This window comes from Ruegeria sp. Ofav3-42, from assembly GCF_022347725.1.
Lineage (GTDB): Bacteria > Pseudomonadota > Alphaproteobacteria > Rhodobacterales > Rhodobacteraceae > Ruegeria.
Window position 1 is genome coordinate 19,737 of sequence record NZ_JAKRGB010000016.1, and the last position, 18,177, is coordinate 37,913.

23 protein-coding genes and 2 pseudogenes are annotated in these 18,177 nt (G+C 54.5%); 12 read left to right on the forward strand and 13 right to left on the reverse strand.

The features are described from left to right. Window positions 1-27: 27 nt before the first annotated feature. Entirely contained in the window at window positions 28-345 is a 318-nt protein-coding gene (gene cutA, locus MHN28_RS19655; protein WP_239344276.1) for a divalent-cation tolerance protein CutA, read from the forward strand. Window positions 346-643: 298 nt separating this feature from the next. Here cutA and MHN28_RS19660 read toward each other — a convergent pair whose 3' ends face one another. The 3 genes from MHN28_RS19660 to MHN28_RS19670 form a co-directional block, all read right to left on the reverse strand. Beyond that, window positions 644-1,234, reverse strand: coding sequence for a hypothetical protein (locus MHN28_RS19660; RefSeq protein ID WP_239344277.1), 591 nt, complete (start codon window positions 1,232-1,234; stop codon window positions 644-646). 172 nt (window positions 1,235-1,406) lie between these two features. Next, a complete protein-coding gene (locus MHN28_RS19665; protein WP_239344278.1) occupies window positions 1,407-1,886 on the reverse strand; it encodes a hypothetical protein in 480 nt (159 codons plus the stop codon). A gap of 796 nt (window positions 1,887-2,682) precedes the next feature. Beyond that, window positions 2,683-3,909, reverse strand: coding sequence for a hypothetical protein (locus MHN28_RS19670; RefSeq protein WP_239344279.1), 1,227 nt, complete (start codon window positions 3,907-3,909; stop codon window positions 2,683-2,685). Window positions 3,910-4,275: 366 nt separating this feature from the next. On the opposite strand from MHN28_RS19670, the gene MHN28_RS19675 reads away from it, so the two are divergent. Together MHN28_RS19675 and MHN28_RS19680 are read left to right on the forward strand one after the other, a co-directional pair. Continuing rightward, a complete protein-coding gene (locus MHN28_RS19675; protein ID WP_239344280.1) occupies window positions 4,276-4,428 on the forward strand; it encodes a hypothetical protein in 153 nt (50 codons plus the stop codon). A 22-nt stretch (window positions 4,429-4,450) separates the two neighbouring features. Next, window positions 4,451-4,555, forward strand: a pseudogene (locus MHN28_RS19680) (IS6 family transposase); the annotation flags it as partial. 54 nt (window positions 4,556-4,609) lie between these two features. On the opposite strand, the gene MHN28_RS19685 reads toward MHN28_RS19680, so the two are convergent. Together MHN28_RS19685 and MHN28_RS19690 are read right to left on the reverse strand one after the other, a co-directional pair. Beyond that, window positions 4,610-5,290: an IS6 family transposase gene (locus MHN28_RS19685; protein ID WP_239344281.1), complete on the reverse strand. Its 681-nt coding sequence runs from the start codon at window positions 5,288-5,290 to the stop codon at window positions 4,610-4,612. 190 nt (window positions 5,291-5,480) lie between these two features. Then, complete coding sequence (locus MHN28_RS19690) at window positions 5,481-6,095, reverse strand: TetR family transcriptional regulator (RefSeq protein WP_239344282.1); 615 nt, start codon at window positions 6,093-6,095, stop codon at window positions 5,481-5,483. 143 nt (window positions 6,096-6,238) lie between these two features. On the opposite strand from MHN28_RS19690, the gene MHN28_RS19695 reads away from it, so the two are divergent. From MHN28_RS19695 to MHN28_RS19710, 4 genes are read left to right on the forward strand one after another with little or no spacing between them, the layout of a single operon-like run. Beyond that, on the forward strand, window positions 6,239-6,598 hold the full coding sequence (locus MHN28_RS19695; RefSeq protein WP_239344283.1) for a cupin domain-containing protein: 360 nt from the start codon (window positions 6,239-6,241) through the stop codon (window positions 6,596-6,598). A 5-nt stretch (window positions 6,599-6,603) separates the two neighbouring features. Beyond that, window positions 6,604-8,340 (forward strand): choline dehydrogenase, encoded by a 1,737-nt coding sequence (betA, locus tag MHN28_RS19700; protein ID WP_239344284.1) that lies wholly within the window; start codon window positions 6,604-6,606, stop codon window positions 8,338-8,340. Continuing rightward, the gene (locus tag MHN28_RS19705) at window positions 8,337-9,809 is read left to right on the forward strand and encodes a sulfatase-like hydrolase/transferase (RefSeq protein ID WP_239344285.1); all 1,473 of its coding nucleotides are present in this window, start codon (window positions 8,337-8,339) and stop codon (window positions 9,807-9,809) included. Before betA ends, MHN28_RS19705 begins: the two co-directional genes overlap by 4 nt. 58 nt (window positions 9,810-9,867) lie before the next feature. Then, complete coding sequence (locus MHN28_RS19710; protein WP_239344286.1) at window positions 9,868-9,993, forward strand: transposase; 126 nt, start codon at window positions 9,868-9,870, stop codon at window positions 9,991-9,993. A gap of 325 nt (window positions 9,994-10,318) precedes the next feature. On the opposite strand, the gene MHN28_RS19715 is transcribed toward MHN28_RS19710, so the two are convergent. From MHN28_RS19715 to MHN28_RS19725, 3 genes are all read right to left on the reverse strand, one after another. Further along, window positions 10,319-11,353, reverse strand: a complete 1,035-nt coding sequence (locus tag MHN28_RS19715; RefSeq protein WP_239344287.1) for an NADP-dependent oxidoreductase — start codon at window positions 11,351-11,353, stop codon at window positions 10,319-10,321. A gap of 191 nt (window positions 11,354-11,544) precedes the next feature. Then, on the reverse strand, window positions 11,545-11,823 hold the full coding sequence (locus MHN28_RS19720; RefSeq protein ID WP_239344288.1) for a DoxX family protein: 279 nt from the start codon (window positions 11,821-11,823) through the stop codon (window positions 11,545-11,547). A gap of 53 nt (window positions 11,824-11,876) precedes the next feature. Further along, a complete protein-coding gene (locus tag MHN28_RS19725) occupies window positions 11,877-12,557 on the reverse strand; it encodes a type 1 glutamine amidotransferase domain-containing protein (RefSeq protein ID WP_239344289.1) in 681 nt (226 codons plus the stop codon). A 247-nt stretch (window positions 12,558-12,804) separates the two neighbouring features. On the opposite strand from MHN28_RS19725, the gene MHN28_RS19730 reads away from it, so the two are divergent. Beyond that, window positions 12,805-13,440: a TetR/AcrR family transcriptional regulator gene (locus MHN28_RS19730; protein ID WP_239344290.1), complete on the forward strand. Its 636-nt coding sequence runs from the start codon at window positions 12,805-12,807 to the stop codon at window positions 13,438-13,440. Between the two features lie 169 nt (window positions 13,441-13,609). Here the strand turns inward: MHN28_RS19730 and MHN28_RS19735 are convergent. The 4 genes and pseudogenes from MHN28_RS19735 to MHN28_RS19750 form a co-directional block, all read right to left on the reverse strand. Continuing rightward, window positions 13,610-14,230 (reverse strand): annotated as a pseudogene (locus MHN28_RS19735) (IS6 family transposase); the annotation flags it as partial. Further along, window positions 14,214-14,510 (reverse strand): helix-turn-helix domain-containing protein, encoded by a 297-nt coding sequence (locus tag MHN28_RS19740; RefSeq protein WP_370645763.1) that lies wholly within the window; start codon window positions 14,508-14,510, stop codon window positions 14,214-14,216. The gene MHN28_RS19740 and the pseudogene MHN28_RS19735, both read right to left, overlap by 17 nt. A gap of 625 nt (window positions 14,511-15,135) precedes the next feature. Next, the gene (locus MHN28_RS19745; RefSeq protein ID WP_239344292.1) at window positions 15,136-15,435 is read right to left on the reverse strand and encodes a CcdB family protein; all 300 of its coding nucleotides are present in this window, start codon (window positions 15,433-15,435) and stop codon (window positions 15,136-15,138) included. Then, the gene (locus tag MHN28_RS19750; RefSeq protein WP_239344293.1) at window positions 15,435-15,665 is read right to left on the reverse strand and encodes a type II toxin-antitoxin system CcdA family antitoxin; all 231 of its coding nucleotides are present in this window, start codon (window positions 15,663-15,665) and stop codon (window positions 15,435-15,437) included. Before MHN28_RS19750 ends, MHN28_RS19745 begins: the two co-directional genes overlap by 1 nt. A gap of 284 nt (window positions 15,666-15,949) precedes the next feature. Between MHN28_RS19750 and MHN28_RS19755 the strand changes: the two genes are divergently transcribed. After that, window positions 15,950-16,144 (forward strand): hypothetical protein, encoded by a 195-nt coding sequence (locus MHN28_RS19755; protein ID WP_239344294.1) that lies wholly within the window; start codon window positions 15,950-15,952, stop codon window positions 16,142-16,144. On the opposite strand, the gene MHN28_RS19760 is transcribed toward MHN28_RS19755, so the two are convergent. Then, window positions 16,138-16,716, reverse strand: coding sequence for a hypothetical protein (locus tag MHN28_RS19760; protein ID WP_239344295.1), 579 nt, complete (start codon window positions 16,714-16,716; stop codon window positions 16,138-16,140). The genes MHN28_RS19755 and MHN28_RS19760 overlap by 7 nt on opposite strands. A 131-nt stretch (window positions 16,717-16,847) precedes the next feature. Between MHN28_RS19760 and MHN28_RS19765 the strand changes: the two genes are divergently transcribed. The 3 genes from MHN28_RS19765 (at window position 16,848) to MHN28_RS19775 (ending at window position 18,177) form a co-directional block, all read left to right on the forward strand. Next, a complete protein-coding gene (locus MHN28_RS19765; protein WP_239344296.1) occupies window positions 16,848-17,204 on the forward strand; it encodes a hypothetical protein in 357 nt (118 codons plus the stop codon). An 82-nt stretch (window positions 17,205-17,286) separates the two neighbouring features. After that, the gene (locus tag MHN28_RS19770; protein ID WP_239344297.1) at window positions 17,287-17,847 is read left to right on the forward strand and encodes a lytic transglycosylase domain-containing protein; all 561 of its coding nucleotides are present in this window, start codon (window positions 17,287-17,289) and stop codon (window positions 17,845-17,847) included. A 48-nt stretch (window positions 17,848-17,895) separates the two neighbouring features. Further along, complete coding sequence (locus MHN28_RS19775) at window positions 17,896-18,177, forward strand: TrbC/VirB2 family protein (protein ID WP_239344298.1); 282 nt, start codon at window positions 17,896-17,898, stop codon at window positions 18,175-18,177.

Consider the following 18,177-nt stretch of genomic DNA (forward strand, 5'->3'; position numbering starts at 1 on the left):
CCAAGTTTAGCGTTTGTGAGATTGCAGATGATAGTCAAAATTTGGGCCAACTACCCATCCGAGAAAGTTGCTGACCAGATCGCGGACAGGCTTCTTGAAGAGCGTTTGATTTCCTCATCGAACCGCTACACTGCGACTAGCAGTAAATATCTCTGGAAGGGAAAAATCGTAACCGCGCGGGAGGTCCCACTTCTGCTGAAGACCCGAAAGGACCTTTTTGGCGTAGTCGTTGAAGCGATCCGCAGGATGCACCCTTATGAGACGCCCAGTATTCTCTCGATTGATGTTGACCAAGCCAACGGTGAATATCTTGAGTGGATGATTGAAAGCACGCGCGAGATCTAACCAAAGCTCAAAAAAACGGCCTATAGCCGCTGTATCTTTGGGCTCTCAGCGGTCTTTCTCTGCGGGGCGCCTCGACCGGCGGTAAGAGCCCCTTGCGGCCATTGCAGCTCAGCGTAGGCGCTGCGGATGCATTCGGCAGCTTTCGATCGTATTGCAGACCATGTTTCTCAAGGTGATGAAAACGAACACTGCGGGTCAAAACAAGCTTTCGCCGCGATTGCGCCAATGGCCGCTGTCGCGAAAACCTACGGCCAAAACAGCGGATATCGTCTGTTACAGAAACGTATGGATGCTCTCCTTAGTCGATCTTGGTGGAAGCTCCGTTCTCATCTTTTTCCACTGTCTCGCGCAGCCATTTTGACGCTTTCCTAGCATCTTGTAGGATCGGTATTAACAAGAACGCCGCGACGCCTCCCACCAGTACTGATTGAAGTATGCCCAAGTGTAGAGGCAGAACGCGCAGGGCGTAGTTCAGCAACGTTAGGATGATCCATGCAACGACGAAGTCGACAACAATCAGGAGCGGACCACTTAGCCTTGGGTCAGTGACAACACTGATGACATTTCTGTCACCCACGATTTCGATGCGCGTACCATCCTCGCTTGCGGAAGCATCGGTCGTTCCAAAGGACTGAAGTTCGCTTCTAAGTTTTTGCGCCTCTAGTTCGGTCTTGTTGATTGTTGCCCTGGTCTTTCGGATGTTCATCCACGCTACAGGAACACCGATCAACGCCACAACTAATGCGACGACGCCGGACAGAACGGCTAGCGTCAAATCCACCTGTTCTAGCAAGTGTCGATCTTCAAATGCTGTCTCTGCCTGAACTGGTCTGACCACCCAAAGTGCTAACACAATTCCCCAAAAGTTCTTCATCTCAAATACGCCCATTCGACAATCCTTGCTATAGAGTGGAGAAGGAACAGTGATATGTCGACTTGCTTGCTGAGTATGGCCAGAAACCTAGTGCTAGAACCTTTTGGTCAAAAATGGTCGTTTCCGCCGGTGAAAGAAACGGTTGAGTTTTGGCACATCCTGCGGTTCAGATTAGTTGTGTTACGATCTAATCCTCTTTGCGATTACCGAATATCCCATATGTAGCACATGAAATCGCCGCAACCTTGAACTCATGGCGAAACTCGTCTTTATCATTAGCCATCCCTTCGACTGTCGCGGTTAAGGCTTCTTGAGCGGATGAATCCGGATGCATCTCCTTCCATAGATCATAGGTTTTGACGGCTTTCCGGATTGTGAAAAGGCCAGAACGTGCTGCAAAACAAGCTCCAAATCGACCAGCTTCATAAAGAACGAATCCAACTTCAATTGGGTTCGAAATACTACCAGATACCTCCCAGACACTGTTAAAACTCAAATCGCTATCGACATCGGTGTGATCATCTAAGTCCGTTCGCACCCTAAACGTTGTTCTTTCCTCAAGAGCTAAAGGCATGTAAACTGATGAAATCAAGGAAAGCTTGCGGCCATCCTCCAACTCAATGTCTTCGTCAGCTAGGAAATATTGTTCTTCTGATGTGTCGACCATGGCGTAGAGCCCTTTGAGTGTTCAATGAAATGATGCGTGGACAAGTTAGCATATCGATTCGTGCTTGTAAGGTTTTCAAGGACATAGACGTAACGTTGGGAACGGCACGATTCCGGAACATCGGCTGTTTCCGCACATCGGACATAAACCCCTGACAGAACCTATGCTCCAAAAACGGTCGCTTTTGTCACGAGCCGCCTAGTCACCAAAACCAATGAAAATTCTTCCGACACAAACCATTGGCAGAACCTAGTTTGATTTTGTCACGTTTTTGGCCAGACCTAAGATAGCTGACATTCGTTCAAAGTGCAGCATCAGTCAAAGAGGGCTCGCAGCGGCCGTTCTCTGCGACAATCCCGAATTGGTCGAACCGAGCCCAAAGCCGCCTTTGATCACGCATCGGTCTGTCGCGAGTGCAGCAAGTCGCGAACCGCAGATTCCGGACGTCCATCGTCAGGTGGCAAAGACAGGTGAGCGGGACAGAGCGGGCCTTTGCTGCCTCTGCTCTAACGGCGGCTTTTTACAGTCGCACGTTCCTTTTTGGAAGCGAGCACACTGTGTAACATGATCACCGCAACTGAAGATTTACGACTGTCGCCGGTAGTCGTTCAGTTGGATGAAAAAAGTGGGAGACATGCTGACAGACTACAACCCCAAGAGGCGACGGCAGAATTGTAGATTGTGTTGTTGGTGGACAACTGACTGGCATGTAACAAGGAGATGACCTCGTTCTCAACAGTCACCGGCAGGCTCTTATCGGCCAAGTTGGTTACGTCTCCTACCAAGTCTCGGCATTCTAATCCGTAATAGGGCAAGGTTGTTCATCTGGTCTTGTTGCCGAGGGGAAAAACCTCGAGTTTTTAGCGGCGGTTGGCTCGGCAAGAATCCGACATAGTGTGGCGTTTTCCACCTCAAATTCTATCCCGGCGTGATCGATAAACGATGTCCAGTCTGCAACAATATTTAGCTCAAATTGGTTTTTTTCACCAACACCGAATGGACCCTCGTGAGCGTCAAGCATGCTGCGTACCAACACAAGGTAGCCAGCGCGTTTTAGCGTATCATTGGGTGCCGTCAACGGCCACGAGAAACCTGAAGATCCCGACATGGAAAATCCCAGCGATGAAAGGTCGGTGTTGATATCAATCGCCGGTGCAATGGCGTTGCGAAACCGCTCGTTGCCCAACCCCATTGGTGGGAGGTGCGAATTCTTAGGCCGGTAGATGATTTGTTGACGCCGGAACAGTAGCATTCCCGAGGCGTCATATGCGTCGGTCACACGCAAGTGGGTTCGGCCGAAATTGGACAAACGACTGTTGGCGCTACTGCTAATTGGATTCTCCTCGACACGTTGCGACACCACGAGGTCGGCGTTCGCGCCAGTATCGCGGCGAATGATGAGGCAGCCCTCGCCAGTGGGATAGGTTGGATGGAACTTGCGACACTCTGCAGTTTCGCCCCAAGCGAAAACAATCCGGTTGGGTGTCTCGTCCAACCCAAGCGGGTTGGGACCTACCGGCGCAATCAACCGGACCCATTCGGCCCCGCCGGAGCGTAAAAGGTCGAAACAATAGACGTTACACTTGTTGCTTTCCAAAAGTTCGATTGTGTTCTCCACATAGGGGATGGGACGAGAGCTGAGCCAATTCATTTCGATACCGGAAATGCCTGTGGAGTCGATCGGTTTGGGCTCAATCTGCTCGAGTTGCGCAACGTGCTTGGCAACAAGGTATTTGGTTCTAATCCCGGGTGCAGCGAAATAGACTGTAACGATGATCGCGGCGACTACGACGATCGCCCCACCGGCGCGTGGAGAGACGAGGATTACCAGTCGCAGCCCCATAACCGCCAACACGAAAAGCAAAAGCCACAGGATCGGAAGGATCAGCCCGACAGTGCCGAAATAGAGCATTTCGGCAGAGCCCGGTGTCGAGAGAGCAATGACCAACGCGATCACAACCGCGAGCAATACCAGAAACCAGATTAAACTCCTGCGAATTCGTTTCTTTCGGTTGGCCGTCATCAACACATCCTCATAAACCGCGCTCGCAATCGCCGAAAACCTTGGCATAATAATGGCTCGACAGTGGTTCATATGTAACCGGGCTGCTTCACCCGAAGTATTCTCGTCAACGCCACGTAAAGGTTGTTCATCAGCACCGGTTGTTGGTGAGCCTTTGGCTGATCCGGTCGAACCTATCTCAGTCTCTAGCGGTCATTGGTTGAGCGTGCAGCATTTAACAATAAGGGCTCGCAGCTGCCGTTCTCCGCGGCGAGCATAGACGGGTAAGACGAGCCCTTACCGGATGGAGTGGGTGGCTCCTGCTCCACCGGCGTCGCAATGCGCCATACTGCAGTTGTCTTGGACTGCTAGGAAAGGAGCCACCCAATGACAATTAGAACAGTTGGACTGGATCTGGCCAAGGACGTTTTCCAGGTTCACGGGATTTCGGCTACCGGCCGCAAGATTTTCAATAAGAAGGTCAAACGCGCGAAACTGCTTACGTTCTTCGAGACGGTATTGCCAAGTTGTTCAGGTTGAGTGATCCAGATATGTGGCGCTAATGAACATCCCAACGATTATTCCGCGCCTGAGGGGTTTTCGCTTTCCACGTGAGGTCATTGCTTATGCGGTTTGGGCTTACCATCGCTTTGCCTTGAGCACAGCTGGGTTCTGTTGCGAAGTTTTGGTTGGATAACAAGAACGCGCTGTGGTGGCGGGTTTAAAAGGCGAGTTCCGCGAACTGGCGAAATGGACAGAGTCCGGGCGTGATTTGACCCTTGCGGATCATGTGCGCCACTTCAATTCCGTCCAACGTTGCCGCTGCTGAAGCGAAGGCTTTGAACCCCAACATCGGACGGGTTCGCCTTTTGATGAACCTGTGATCTTGTTCCACAATATTATTGAGGTATTTGCGCCTGACCATCTCGATCGGTATCGGGCAGCCAAACCCCTTTAACATCTTGTTGATGGCCTTGATGCCAGCGGTGTTCGCACCGCTTTTGTCGATGACAATCTTTCGCGGAAGGCCGTTGACCTCCAGCATCCGGGCAAAGAACTTCGTAGCAGCTGGTTTGTTGCGCCGCGCAGACAGCATGAAATCAAGTGTTTTTCCGTGTTTGTCGACGGCGCGGTAGAGATAGACCCACGTGCCCTTCACTTTGATATATGTCTCGTCCATTCTCCAGGAGCGGTCGCATGGTCCTTTGCGTCTGCGCGCGGCTTCTGCAATGGCGCTTGAGTATCGCGTTACCCAACGATTCAGCGTGGTGTGATCCACGGAAACACCTCGCTCTCCCATAATTTCTTCCAGATCGCGATATGAAACGCCGTATCGAACATAAAAGAAAACCGCGAACAGGATTACGGTCTCCGGATATTGCGCGCCTTTGAAAGAGATCATGAGCTGGCTTTCGACTTGATATGACCGGTGGTCATTCACGCGCTAACTCTACCAGCGTCAATGGTCAAATCTTTGCAACGGAACCGTACCGCCGAGATTGATTTGTGAAGGTCAAAGTCGCTGCCTTACCGGATGTGCAGAGCTCATTTTCAGTTGTGACAGACGCTCGTGATGCAAAAGAGGCAGAAATCTATTGGTTCGGGTGGGTTCGGCCCGTGTCCACGCGCTGAACGGACAACGCGTGTTCCGTCAGGCTGACTGCCAGATTTTGTGCGGCTGTCAGATCGACGGGTTCGGCGCGTGCCGCGTGTTGCAGCCAGATGCCGTCGATCAAAGCCACGATCAGGCGTGATGTATGTGCGGCCTCATCAGCGGAAAACAGGGACGAAACAGCCGACAGTGTAACATCCAGATTTTGCTGCTGATACCTCAACAGCTCTGCATGATAGTCCTCGTTCGATCCGGCCAGATAATAAAGCGTCAACCAGACCGATGACAGGCGTTTGTTCGATTGCTCCGGTGCCAGAGCCATGCGTACCAGCGCCAACACTTTGTCCCGCGCGGGCATATCCTGCGCGGAAATTCGGTTTAGCTGCTTTCCAAATGTCGTCACCGCGTGGCGCATCACCGCCAGCAACAGCCCGTGCTTGGTTTCAAAGTGATGGCATACCAGCCCGGCTGAGACATCTGCGCGACGCGCCACATCGCGAATCTTGAGCGCGCAAAACCCGCGCTCGCTCAACTCGTCCATCGCGGCGTCAATGATTTGGGCTTTGCGGATTTCCGTGTCCGACGCACGCGACATGGTTTCTGTCTCCTGACTTTAGGCATTGTTAGCTTTCGGTCGCGGCAAGCGCCAGCGTATTCACTGAACCGCCGTTCAAATTTATATTGAACGGCGGTTCAGTGAATGCTAGCCAAATGAAAACCGACCAACCGGAGGCCCCTATGATCCGCGCCGTAAACCTGACCGATGCCAATGCTCATGCCCTGATGGCTGACCCGCGCCAAATGGTGATGAGCGCACCCGAGATTGCGTCTCCTACAGAATGGGAAAACCTCGTGATCGACCGCGCCTCGGACGAGGTGCGGGTGGGGACGTGGAAATGCGAGCCCTACACGGATGAGATCGTCGATTACGAATACGATGAGTTCATGTACATGATCAGCGGCACGGTCGAACTGATTTACTCTGACGGGACCTCGGACAGCTTTGGCCCGGGTCAGGCGTTCCTGCTGCCAAAGGGATTTACCGGCACCTGGAAGCAACCTGAAACCGTAGTCAAATTCATGGCGATGATCCGCTGAACCGGATGGAACGCTACGATTACATCATCGTTGGTGCGGGATCGGCGGGCTGCGTTTTGGCCTTTCGGCTGGGCGAGGACGCCAGCAAGCGAATTCTGGTGATCGAGGCCGGAGGCGACGACCGGGCAACAATTGTGCGGATGCCATCGGCCTTGTCCATTCCGATGAACACGCGACGGTTCAATTGGGGTTTCGTGACCGAACCCGAGCCGCATCTGGACGGGCGTGTAATGAACCTGCCGCGCGGCAAGGGGCTTGGCGGGTCCAGTTCGATCAACGGCATGTGCTATGTGCGCGGTAACCCGATGGATTATGAGCTGTGGGCCGATCACGGGGCGACGGGCTGGGACTGGGCCAATGTGCTGCCCTATTTCCAGCGGCTGGAAACCGCCTCGGATGCAGGGGCGTTTCGGGGTCGCTGCGGACCCATTCATGTGACACGCGGGGCTGAGACCAACCCGCTCTACCACGCCTTCATCGAGGCTGGCACCCAAGCCGGATACGCCCGCAGCGCGAATATGAACGATCTCCAGCACGAAGGCTTTGGCCCCATGGAGATGAACGTCAAGGACGGCGAGCGGTGTGGCGCCGCCGTGGCCTATCTGCGCCCGGCCATTGCACGCGGCAATGTCCGGGTCGTGACCCATGCCCACACCACACGCATCCTGACCGATGGCCGCAAGGCGATTGGGGTCGAATATGAGCATAAGGGCAAGCTGGTGCAGGCACATGCCGCCGAGGTGATCCTGTCCGCCGGTTCGATTATGTCGCCAGTTGTCCTGCAACGGTCCGGCATCGGCCCCGGCGATGAATTGCGCAAGGCCGGAATTGAGGTGATCCATGATTTGCCCGGCGTCGGCGGCAATCTGATGGATCATCTGGAACTTTACGTGCAGCAGGAATGCACCCAGCCGGTGTCGCTCTATCCGCATATGAGCCTTTTGGGCAAAGCACGGATAGGCCTGCGTTGGCTGCTGCGCCGGGATGGTCTGGGGGCCACCAATCATTTTGAGGCCGGCGCACATATCCGCAGCCGCGCTGGGGTCAGCTATCCTGACATTCAGTTCCACTTCCTGCCTTTGGCAATCTCCTATGATGGCAAATCCCTGGCCAAAGGCCACGGGTTTCAGGTTCACGTGGGAACGAAACGATCAAAGAGCCGCGGCCGGGTGCGGCTTGACGCTGCGGACCCCCGCAACGCCCCGCGCGTTCGGTTCAACTATATGAGTCACGAGGATGACTGGCTGGAAATGCGCGCCTGCGTTCGGCTAACGCGCGAGATTTTCCGGCACCCCGCCATGGCCGAATTTGCCGGACGCGAACTTGCCCCGGGGCCGGATTGTACCAGTGATGAACAAATCGATCAGTTCATCAAGGACAAGGTCGAAAGCGCCTATCACCCCTGCGGCACATGTCGGATGGGCGAGGACGCTCAGGCCGTTGTCGACCCCAAAACCATGCGGGTGCACGGGATGGAGGGGTTACGCGTCGTGGATGCCTCTCTCATGCCGCAGGCTACGGCCGGGGATCTCAACGTGCCCACGCTGATGCTGGCAGAGCGGGCGGCAGATCTGATCCGGGGCACAAGCCTGCCCGCCGCAGACCCCGCGCCGCTGATGGTCGATGCCGATTGGCAAACCTGCCAGCGTTCGGGTGCGATTACACGTAACCTAAGCGGCACAGACACCCGTGACCTCTTTGCCGCCGAACGCGGCCTGACTGGTGGAAAGACTTACCGATGAGCAAAAAGCCCAATGTCCTGCTGATCTTCGTGGACAACCAGCCCGCCAAGATGATGGGCTGCGCCGGAAATGCTGAGGTGCATACTCCGAACCTCGACCGGCTCGCCACGAAAGGCGTTCGGTTTTCCGAGGCGTTTTGCCCCAACGCCATGTGCTCACCTTGCCGCGCCTCGGTCCTGACCGGGCTGATGCCGTCGCAGCACGGCATTCACACCTGGCTGGACGATGCGGTGATCGACACATGGCCCGAGAACTGGAACGCGGTGGAGGAGTTCCATACCCTGCCGGAACGGCTGAAGGATAACGGCTACCACACCTCGCTTGTGGGCAAGTTCCACCTTGGGATCGCGGATACCCCCAAGAACGGGTTCGACAATTGGGTGACGCTACAGATCGGGCATGTGCTGTCATTCTATGACAACAAGATGATCGACAATGGCAGACACTTCACCCATCCCGGTCATTCGGTCGACTTCTTCACTCAACGGGCGGTCGATACTTTGGCCGAACGGGCCGAAGATCCCGAAACGCCCTTCTTCATGTTCCTGACCTATCCTGCGCCATACGGGTTCTGGCCATCAATCGAGGGCGAGCCCACCAACCGCCATGGTCCTCGCTACAAGGATACGCCCTTCAACTCGGTTCCGCGCGAGGCCGTGGCCAAACAACTTGTGGACTGGATGCTGATCCGCCACGACAAGCTGCCCGAGGATGAACCGGACTATTTCGAAGGACTGGTTCGGATGCCGAACGATCTGCCGACCTTGCGCAATTACTATTCGCAAATGTCGATGGTCGATGAAGGGGTCGGACAGGTGCTGGACGCGCTGGACGCCCACGGGCTGAGTGACGATACGTTGGTCATTTATACTTCGGACCACGGTATGGCCTTGGGCGAACATGGGTTCTGGGGTCATGGCGAAGACAGTTGGCCATCGAACACCCACCGCGAGGCCAACCACATTCCGATGATCGTCAAACCGCCCAAACCACCCAGACAAGGCGTGGTCTGTGACAATCTGGTGGGTACAACGGATATCTTTGCAACGGTGCTGGACTATACCGGAACCGGCGCGGTTGATCCGGCTGACAGCCATGCACGATCCATGCGCCCGCTGCTGGAAAGTGCCGATGCCGATTGGGCGGACGAAGTGTTCATGGAACAGGAAGAAACCCGCTCAATCCGGACCCGTCGCTGGAATTTCATGCGAAGGTTCCAGCCAACGTCCTATGGCTTTGGCCACGTGCTCTATGATCTCGAAACAGACCCCGACGAGCGCGTGAATGTGGCCGACGATCCGGGCTACGCCCCCATAGTGGCCAAGCTTTGCGCCCGACTCGACAAGCAGTGGGGCACCTATTCTGACCCGAAATGGGATCTGTGGAACGGTGGCCGCGTCAAATCCAACTCAACCCGCCCATTCCTGTGGCAAGAGGTCTGGGGCCAGGATTGGAGCCCGACGTTCTGAGTCATATGCACGAGATAGCGCGAATTGCGACCGAACTTTTTAAAGATTGCTGCCATTAGTGTATTGGGGGCGTCGGTTTTGGGGCAGGGGGTATTTCTCGACCACCAACGAAGCCATTACCGAGGAAATCGTCATGCAATACCTCGAAAATCACATCGCCGATCCTACCTTCGCCAGTCGGTAGTGGTTCAGTCTCTTTAGATCTGGCACCTGAGATGTGGTCCTGGATTTCGGACATGGCTGCTTCGTTGATGAGTGGGCTGGCGGTCTAACAACTATCAAACAGACACTGAAAACCTGTCTCGCATCTGAAAAAATCCGCGCCTCAATCGGCTCGACATTCCGCGTTCGCCCCTTCCACGTTTCGGGCGGGATTGCGCCTTTAGGGGGCACCCCCATCGACTCAAGCCACAGATTTCAAGAATCTGCGCTTTCCTCATTTTTTGGTAGTGCCACCGTCGCAAGCTAAAAGGGCTCCAATCTTCGGATGCAGCTGGAGCCCTGTGTTCTCAGGCACCGACGTTCACTACCATCTTGCCAAAGTTTTCACCTCTCAGCAGCTGGTTTAGCGCTTCTGGTGCGGCCTCAAGTCCCTCGATCATATGTTCGCGGTACTTGATCTTGCCTTCCATGATCCAGCCGGTCATGTCGCGGCTGAATTCCTGATAGAGCTCGATCGGGAAGCTGTCGAAGATGATAAAGCCCTGCGCCTTCACCTTCATAGTCAGCAGTGTGCCAAGGATGGCAGGGCCCATATCCGGGCCTTCGGGCAAACCGGTCAGATTGTACCACGCAATCATGCCGCAGATCGGCATCCGGGCAAAGGGGTTCAGCAGCGGCAGCACGCCGTACAGAACTTTGCCGCCGACGTTTTCGAAATAGACGTCGATACCATTCGGACAAGACGTTGCCAATTGGGCGGCAAAATCATCCGCCTTGTGGTCTATACAGGCGTCAAAGCCAAGATTTTCAACCACATGGGCACATTTCTCGGGGCCGCCAGCAATGCCAACAACGCGGCAGCCTTTGATTTTAGCGATCTGACCCACTGTGGCACCAACCGGGCCAGAAGCCGAGGCGACAACAACGGTTTCACCAGGTTTTGGTTCACCGATTTTCAATAGTCCCGCATACGCAGTGTAGCCCGGCATGCCAAGAATGCCCAAAGCCCATGCCGGGTTTTCCGGGGATTTGCCCAGATTGATAATTTCGGTCCCGTCCGAGATCGCATAGTCCTGCCAGCCACTGCCAGACAGCACAAAATCACCTGGCTCATATCCATCGAGGTTTGATTTTATCACCTCTCCGACCACTTGACCCGTCATTACTTCGCCAATCGCAACCGGATCGGCGTAGGATTTGGCGTCATTCATGCGGCCACGCATATAAGGATCAAGCGACAGGTAAGCGGTGCGTATCAGCATTTCTCCGGCACCGGGAGTTGGAATCTCTGCGGCTTCCAAGCGCAGCGTATTGCTGTCTGGTTCACCTACGGGGCGCTGATTCAGAACAATGCGGCGGTTGGTTTCGGGTGTTTGTGGCATGGGATAGTCCTTCTGGATACGTATGTGATTATGGGTCCGCGAAATGCGCTGTCGGATTTTGCGAAGTCGGACATTAACAGGGAATGTTTTACGCTGGTCCCAGCCAGGATCAGGGTGCCGGCTAGAATACCCATGTTCTTGATGAAGTTCTGCATTTCGTGTTGGCCCTCAATGCCGTCAAAATTCCAGAATTAATGCAGCATGACATTGACCAGCAGAATATAGAGAGCAAAGCCAAAGGCGACCAGACGCACATGGCGGTTTGCAATCAACAGAAACGCCCCAATGATCGCGGCCGTTCCGGCGAGTACCAAAAGAGGTTTGGCCATCGGGACGCCGTGATGTTCCATCATGGCGATGTGCATGTCAAAGGCCGCGAATTTCATCAGGCCAGGAACGAGGAAATACAAGGCCAAAAGGGTGCGACCAACGACAAAATGCCAGCTGAGGGCCGTGGTGTCAGAAGTCATGATGTTTCCGATCAACAAATAGATACCGGGCGGCTGAGCCGCCGGGTGGTGTTTTAGCGGTCCAGCGCACGCAGAAGATAGGTTGCAGTCTCAGCAGATGAGGCAGGGTTCTGACCTGTGATCAGCAGCCCGTCCTGAACAACATGGGACGCCCAGTCGTTACCTTTGGAGTAGGTTGCGCCGTTGTCTTTCAACATGTTTTCGACCAGAAAAGGAACGATATCGGTCAGTTGAACCGCATCTTCTTCCGAGTTCGAAAAGCCGGTGACGGTTTTGCCTGCAACAATCGATTTGCCGTCTAGGGCTTTGACCTGACGCAGAACGCCAGGTGCATGGCAGACCAGACCGCTCGGCTTTTCAGCTTTTGCAAAGGCTTCCAGCAAAGCAATCGAACGCGCGTCTTCTGCCAGATCCCATAGCGGACCGTGGCCACCGGGGTAGAAGACGGCGTCGAATTCATCAGCAGAGACGTCGCTCAGTTTCCTGGTGTTTGCCAGCTGTGCGCGGGCGGCTTCATCTGCGTCAAATCGGCGGGTGTCGTCGGTCTGGAAACCTTCGTCGGCGCTTTTTGGGTCGAGCGGCGGCTGGCCACCTGCGGGTGAAGCCAGAGTGATTTCTGCTCCGGCATCTTTGAAGACATAATAGGGTGCTGCCAGCTCTTCGAGCCAAAAGCCGGTTTTTTCGCCGGTATTGCCCAGATCTTCGTGTGAGGTCAGAACCATCAGGATTTTCATGAGCATCGTTCCTTCTTAAGGGTGTTATTTGGTCGGGCGACAAGACGTCTTTGTTGCTGATTTGCATTGCAGGTGGGTAGTTAGCGTCTAATAGACCAGTCGTCTAGTAGTAGTTTGAAAATTTCTTCGAACTTTTCAAATGCAAATTTGCGCATTGCCTAGGGTCGTTAGTATGGGCGTATTGAAGATTGCGTGGAGCAGATTAAAATAATAGACTGACTGACTATAACAAATCAGAGAACATGTGATGGCAGCCGAAATACAAGCGCCGGATACCAGAACCAGCATTCTGAAGGCCGGAGGCGAATTGCTGAGCCAGAGAGGATTTAGCGCTGTTGGCCTTGCCGAAATCCTTCGGACTGCCGGTGTCCCCAAGGGATCTTTCTATCACTATTTCGGCTCTAAAGATGAATTCGGCGTGGCGCTTCTGGTGTCCTATTTCGAAGATTATCATACGTGGATGGACCAGATGTTTCGGCAGTCAGGGCTGCGTGCCGTCGAAAAGCTGATATTCTACTTTTCGCAGTGGCGCGAAACCCAGGCGGCAAACGCCTGTCAGGGGCGATGTCTTGTGGTGAAATTGGGCGCAGAGGTTTCAGATTTATCAGATCCTATGCGCCGTGCCCTAAACGAAGGAACCAACGGAATTGTCGCGCGGGTTTCCGATGTCCTGGAGAAGGGGCTTGAAGACCAGTCCATTCATTTGCAAGCTAACACGAGCGAGGTGGCCGCAACGCTATATCAGCTGTGGATTGGAGCTAGTATTCTGGCAAAAATATCGCGGCAGTCGCAGCCCCTTGAAACTGCGATGCGCACAACCCGCCAGATGCTGGGCCAAGACGCCATACACCGCCCTGTCAGCAACCTCGGCCAAGGCGGCTGACGAGGGCAACATAGCAAACCGGAGATACAGAAGGGTGAGGTTTCAAAACCAATACATGACGGCTCGCTGTGCCAGCCGTATCCGACGCCTCCTGATCATCGCTGCTATGTCAGTGATTGGTATTGGCAAGTTGTTAACGTGAGCTTGTGAGGCATTGGCCAAGGCAGGATCAAGTCGTCATTTCCGCATTGTAATCGTCCCAGAGATTGAATGCGTCGGAACGCGCGTGGCGGTAAGAGTTTGCGGTGAGTAGATATCGGCGGGGACGGAAAATCAGGTTGATTTGGTCATGCGCAGACGGAAATCTCTGAGCCTGTAAGTGAGACTTAAACTTGCCGAATAGCTTCTCTCTTTTGCGAGTCGGTCGGTGCGAGACTTCGATCGCGTTGTTGAGGCCTTTGTGGGCGCGGTGGTCAGCGTCCGGTGCCAGTATTTTGATCGGCTTGATATAGCTGCGCAAATTGTCGGTTACGAGGACCCTAAGTTCGCCAAATTTGACAACCAGCCCTTTGAAAAAGCGCTTTGCAGCTTTGGCGTTTCGGCGAGTTTGCACGAGAATGTCGAGCACGTCGCCATTTGCGGCGATCGCGCGCCACAACCAGTGCTTCTTGCCACGAATTGCGATCACGACTTCGTCCATGTGCCACTTGTCATTCGGCCATGGACGATCGCGCCTGATGCAATCTGCAAAGTGTCGACCAAAGCGATTGACCCACAGCCGAACTGCTTCCCGGGTGACGATCACGCCCCTCACAGCCATAAGATCCTCGACGTCAGCTGTACTCAACGCGACCCCCGACAACACGCTGACCTATGGCTATGACCTTCCCGTACTGCTTCCGATGGATGGCCCGGCGGCGTTCATACATGCTCTGCACTGCTATCGCGTGATACCCGTTCAGCTGCGGCAACTCATTGTCTCTAAAGAAATTGCGTTTAAGTTCACGATAGATCGTCGACGAAGCGCGACCCATCCGATCCGCGATCTCTGGCACCGGCATTTTGGCTTCGCGCCACTTGGCAATCTTCCGGCGTTCTTCCAAACTCAGGTGAGGGCAGCAGCTTCCCATTCAGTATCCTCCATGCAAATATCTGTTTTGATACAGAATTTGCACTTCGTTTGTGAATCCACCCGGGTACAGGTTCAAGCGGTGTAAATTGCAATTATGTTAAATATACATGAGTCCCGCTGTCAGATCAGCGAATTTCATTCCCATACGCATCACCGGCGACACCACAGCGGGCACATTGATGAACAGATGAACCTCCGGCGAAACGAACGAGCCATCTATGTCCAAGAAGTCGGCAATAAACTCGCCTCATGCCGTGCATCCTGTTCCTGATTCAATTTTTGCGACGATCACGTAACCCCTGCAATACTCCAGGCGTGCTGACTGTGGTTTTCTGGGAGTTCGTTGGGCGGCAAGTCACACTCAATACCCCCTCTGAAATCCGGTTGGGAAAACCAGTACGTGCTAAAATAGACATGCCGCCCACAATCTCAAAATTACATCAGGAGATTATTGAGTCCATTTTTTCTCGGAAACTCACCGTAGCCAAAGACCTGAAAACCGCAAATGCGGTACCGTCCTTTACCGAGTATGAGGCGTTTGAATCTGGTGCTATTCGCCGCAACCATCTTCGAATTTGAACGGCGGCGATCAGAGAACCAGACCAACATTGAGGTCCGCCGTGCTAGAATCCTTGCATCAGCATGTCGACCGCGACGGTGATCTGATCGAACTCGTCACTCAAGTTGCAAATCTGGGATTTTAAGATTCCAACCGGAACTGCGGCCATGAACTGTGTGACCATGACGACCGGTTCACCATCAATGTCAAAAACCGGATTGAGACGCGCCGCCGGTTTTGGTGCCCTTGACTTGGGCAGCAGCGGTACAACAACGCGAGTATTCAGGTCGCTCAGGAGATCCGTTTGGACATCCAAAAGGAAGCCATCGCCGGATGGATTTGGGAAGACATCGAATTTTGGCATCAGAACTGCCTGAAACGTTCCAGCGGAAGACCATGCCGCTCAACATATGAATTGGAGCTTCTGAGTGCTGCGGCGTTTTCGGCTTTCCAGCGCTCAGACTTTGCCGCGGTTACTGCGGCGCGCACGCCCTCCTCTGCCGCGCGGGACAGATTCACCTTCAGCGCCTTGGCTTCGGACAGCAATGCGCTATCGAGCGACAAGTTCGTGGGTTTTCGCGTTTGAGCGTTCATTGTAATGCTCTCCTTATGCACGCATAATATCGCCATAGTATATGCGTGTCAAAAATGCGCATGACTGCAACTGCCTTGTAGCGTATGTTTCACTTGATCCAGCTAACTGAAAAGCTTCATCAGCGATAATATTCTCCGGTCGACGCAATGAAACGGAAATTTTCGCAGCGTATGACGGCGAGAACTCGCCAGACACCGGCCCGTCGCTCAGAGGTGCGAGCCTGCGCGCCAATTTTCTCCTATAAGTAGAATACCGCCTCCAACCCATCACCTGGGGTGCGCCAATGCGCAACCGCCTGACTATTGCTTATCCCGTCCGTGAGGGCTTCGTCGAAACCGACGAAACCATCCGCGTCGTCTGGCAAGAGCATCTCTGGAACACAGGCCTGGTAACACGCTGCTGGTTCATGGACCCTGCCTCCATTTGCCCTGCACAAGTCAAAGAACGCGACATCGATCATCCGGGCTCCGATCAGTAGTGAACCCAACCTGTGAAATCCAATCCACCATCATAGTCACTGTATTCCATCATCACGGCCCGGCTGGAATAGGACCAGACGCCGCCCTGTCGTGGGGTTGGAACGGTTTGGCCGTTTTCTGACGTGAATGAACCGGGCCATGGACGATATGCACCCCTGACTTGGACTATGAAGTGGCAGTTCTGGTTTTCATGGTCACAGGATTTGACCGACCAATCCCATTGGCGAGGTTCGTCTTTTCGCGTGTAGGACCGCCCGCGCCACCAGAGAACCCGCGTTCGATGCAACCAGGCGTAGTCCTGAGTGGAAACATCCAGCGCCTCCAGGCCACCCGGCCCGCCTTGGGAAACAGGCATGGCTGCATAAGTACAAACGCCAAAAGGCGGCAGGCTCGGCCAGGGGGTGATCCGGCGGATCATCTCTGCATAAGCTGCAGAACACACCGTGCTGGATGGGAAGCCCCCTGCCAAGCACAGCATGATGGCACAATCCATGTCATAGGCGCGTACAGGCTTGGGGTTGAGCAACACACTTATGACAAGAATGGCAGCAGATATTCGATGGTAAGTCATGATGTCCTCCACCATGTGACTCGGCCAGTTTCCGCCTATTTGATGTATTGCGCAATATTCCATATTGATTACTAGTGCCTTTGCGCGCAATCCTGCCAATTGTTAGAAGGACTCCCAGAGGGGGAGTCCAGGTGCCGATAGCAAGAGATCAGATTTTGATTACTATTGATGGGGTAAAAGACCTCATCGAGTCTGGAGTCGACTTCCGCTGTCGGTATGAGCTTGTCGAGTTCGCGGACGATGGGAAACCCCGCTACCAATGCGTCTATCTCCGTGAGGGAGAACCGGAAGCCATTCTGGTGGCGACAAGGTTCGGTCCCTACGGACCGGATGCGCGGCTCTTCAACATCTGGCCGGGTCTCTTCAAACATCACGTTGAATTCGGCGATGGTCGTCCTTTGTGTTTTGGGCTGGATTACTCTATTGCCTTCGACCCTCCCGGCGGAGGCGATGATCTTCCGACAGGACGGAAGCGTCCGGACAACTGACGGCTGGACGTTTCATGAACTGAGCAACGAGGGAAAACAATCGCCCCAACGCGTGCGATCGCGCGCCAGAGCGTCAGCAGACGTGTTGGTCGCAATCAGTGATACTGCGGATCGCCATGCACATAACACTGCGCTGAAGCAAATAGACCTGACCTCCAAAGACTGGCACGCCTTGTTTCGGGCTCTGATTGAAGCCGAAAGTGCCTATCATCCACATGCCATCAGCCCAAAGGGCGCTTACGGGCTGGGTCAGTTGATGCCGGCTACCGCCCGTGACCTGGGCGTAGACAGAACGGATATTGCCGAAAATCTGGACGGGTCGGCGCGCTATCTTCTGGCTCAGCTTGCCGCGTTCCGGGACATTGATCTCGCGCTGGCGGCATACAATGCAGGCCCGCATCGCGTCATTGAATATGGCGGCGTCCCGCCCTTCAAAGAAACTCAAACCTACATCGCGCGCGTGCATCACATCCGCGCGCGGCTTTCGAACACGGCAGCCCGGACCAGAACCAACGGAAGCGCGCGCGCAGACACGCGATCCGCGGTTGTGCCTGGGCAACACCCGGTCGGTTCACCTCGACCCACTCACAGCACGGAACCGAAGTCACATGCATTTGCCGCTATGCCGCCAGAGCGGCCGTGATTTCAACGTAATGAGGTGAGCCGACCATAATCGGAACGAGGGAGCTCTATGCAACACCAACCCTCAAGACATCTGCCTCTGCTGATTGGCTTAGTCCTCATGACGGCCACCCCGGCTCTCGCGCAGGATCTCTCTCCCATCCAATCCATGTTGGAAACCGTCGAAGCTGCGCTGACCGGTCCGATCGGCATTGCCGTGGCAACCCTCGCCGTCATTGGCACGGGCTTCATGTGCATGATGGGTCGGCTCAACTGGGGCTGGTTTGCCTCAGTGGTCATCGGAATCGTGTTGATTTTTTCTGCCGGCACCATTGTGGCGGGATTCACGTGA

Bases quoted from the DNA above. Each gene is read 5' to 3' on its own strand.
- cutA (WP_239344276.1), top strand. From the start codon at position 28: ATGATAGTCAAAATTTGGGCCAACTACCCATCCGAGAAAGTTGCTGAC.
- MHN28_RS19660 (WP_239344277.1), bottom strand. From the start codon at position 1,234: ATGGGCGTATTTGAGATGAAGAACTTTTGGGGAATTGTGTTAGCACTT.
- MHN28_RS19665 (WP_239344278.1), bottom strand. From the start codon at position 1,886: ATGGTCGACACATCAGAAGAACAATATTTCCTAGCTGACGAAGACATT.
- MHN28_RS19670 (WP_239344279.1), bottom strand. From the start codon at position 3,909: ATGACGGCCAACCGAAAGAAACGAATTCGCAGGAGTTTAATCTGGTTT.
- MHN28_RS19675 (WP_239344280.1), top strand. From the start codon at position 4,276: ATGACAATTAGAACAGTTGGACTGGATCTGGCCAAGGACGTTTTCCAG.
- MHN28_RS19685 (WP_239344281.1), bottom strand. From the start codon at position 5,290: ATGATCTCTTTCAAAGGCGCGCAATATCCGGAGACCGTAATCCTGTTC.
- MHN28_RS19690 (WP_239344282.1), bottom strand. From the start codon at position 6,095: ATGTCGCGTGCGTCGGACACGGAAATCCGCAAAGCCCAAATCATTGAC.
- MHN28_RS19695 (WP_239344283.1), top strand. From the start codon at position 6,239: ATGATCCGCGCCGTAAACCTGACCGATGCCAATGCTCATGCCCTGATG.
- betA (WP_239344284.1), top strand. From the start codon at position 6,604: ATGGAACGCTACGATTACATCATCGTTGGTGCGGGATCGGCGGGCTGC.
- MHN28_RS19705 (WP_239344285.1), top strand. From the start codon at position 8,337: ATGAGCAAAAAGCCCAATGTCCTGCTGATCTTCGTGGACAACCAGCCC.
- MHN28_RS19715 (WP_239344287.1), bottom strand. From the start codon at position 11,353: ATGCCACAAACACCCGAAACCAACCGCCGCATTGTTCTGAATCAGCGC.
- MHN28_RS19720 (WP_239344288.1), bottom strand. From the start codon at position 11,823: ATGACTTCTGACACCACGGCCCTCAGCTGGCATTTTGTCGTTGGTCGC.
- MHN28_RS19725 (WP_239344289.1), bottom strand. From the start codon at position 12,557: ATGAAAATCCTGATGGTTCTGACCTCACACGAAGATCTGGGCAATACC.
- MHN28_RS19730 (WP_239344290.1), top strand. From the start codon at position 12,805: ATGGCAGCCGAAATACAAGCGCCGGATACCAGAACCAGCATTCTGAAG.
- MHN28_RS19740 (WP_370645763.1), bottom strand. From the start codon at position 14,510: ATGGGAAGCTGCTGCCCTCACCTGAGTTTGGAAGAACGCCGGAAGATT.
- MHN28_RS19745 (WP_239344292.1), bottom strand. From the start codon at position 15,435: ATGCCAAAATTCGATGTCTTCCCAAATCCATCCGGCGATGGCTTCCTT.
- MHN28_RS19750 (WP_239344293.1), bottom strand. From the start codon at position 15,665: ATGAACGCTCAAACGCGAAAACCCACGAACTTGTCGCTCGATAGCGCA.
- MHN28_RS19755 (WP_239344294.1), top strand. From the start codon at position 15,950: ATGCGCAACCGCCTGACTATTGCTTATCCCGTCCGTGAGGGCTTCGTC.
- MHN28_RS19760 (WP_239344295.1), bottom strand. From the start codon at position 16,716: ATGACTTACCATCGAATATCTGCTGCCATTCTTGTCATAAGTGTGTTG.
- MHN28_RS19775 (WP_239344298.1), top strand. From the start codon at position 17,896: ATGCAACACCAACCCTCAAGACATCTGCCTCTGCTGATTGGCTTAGTC.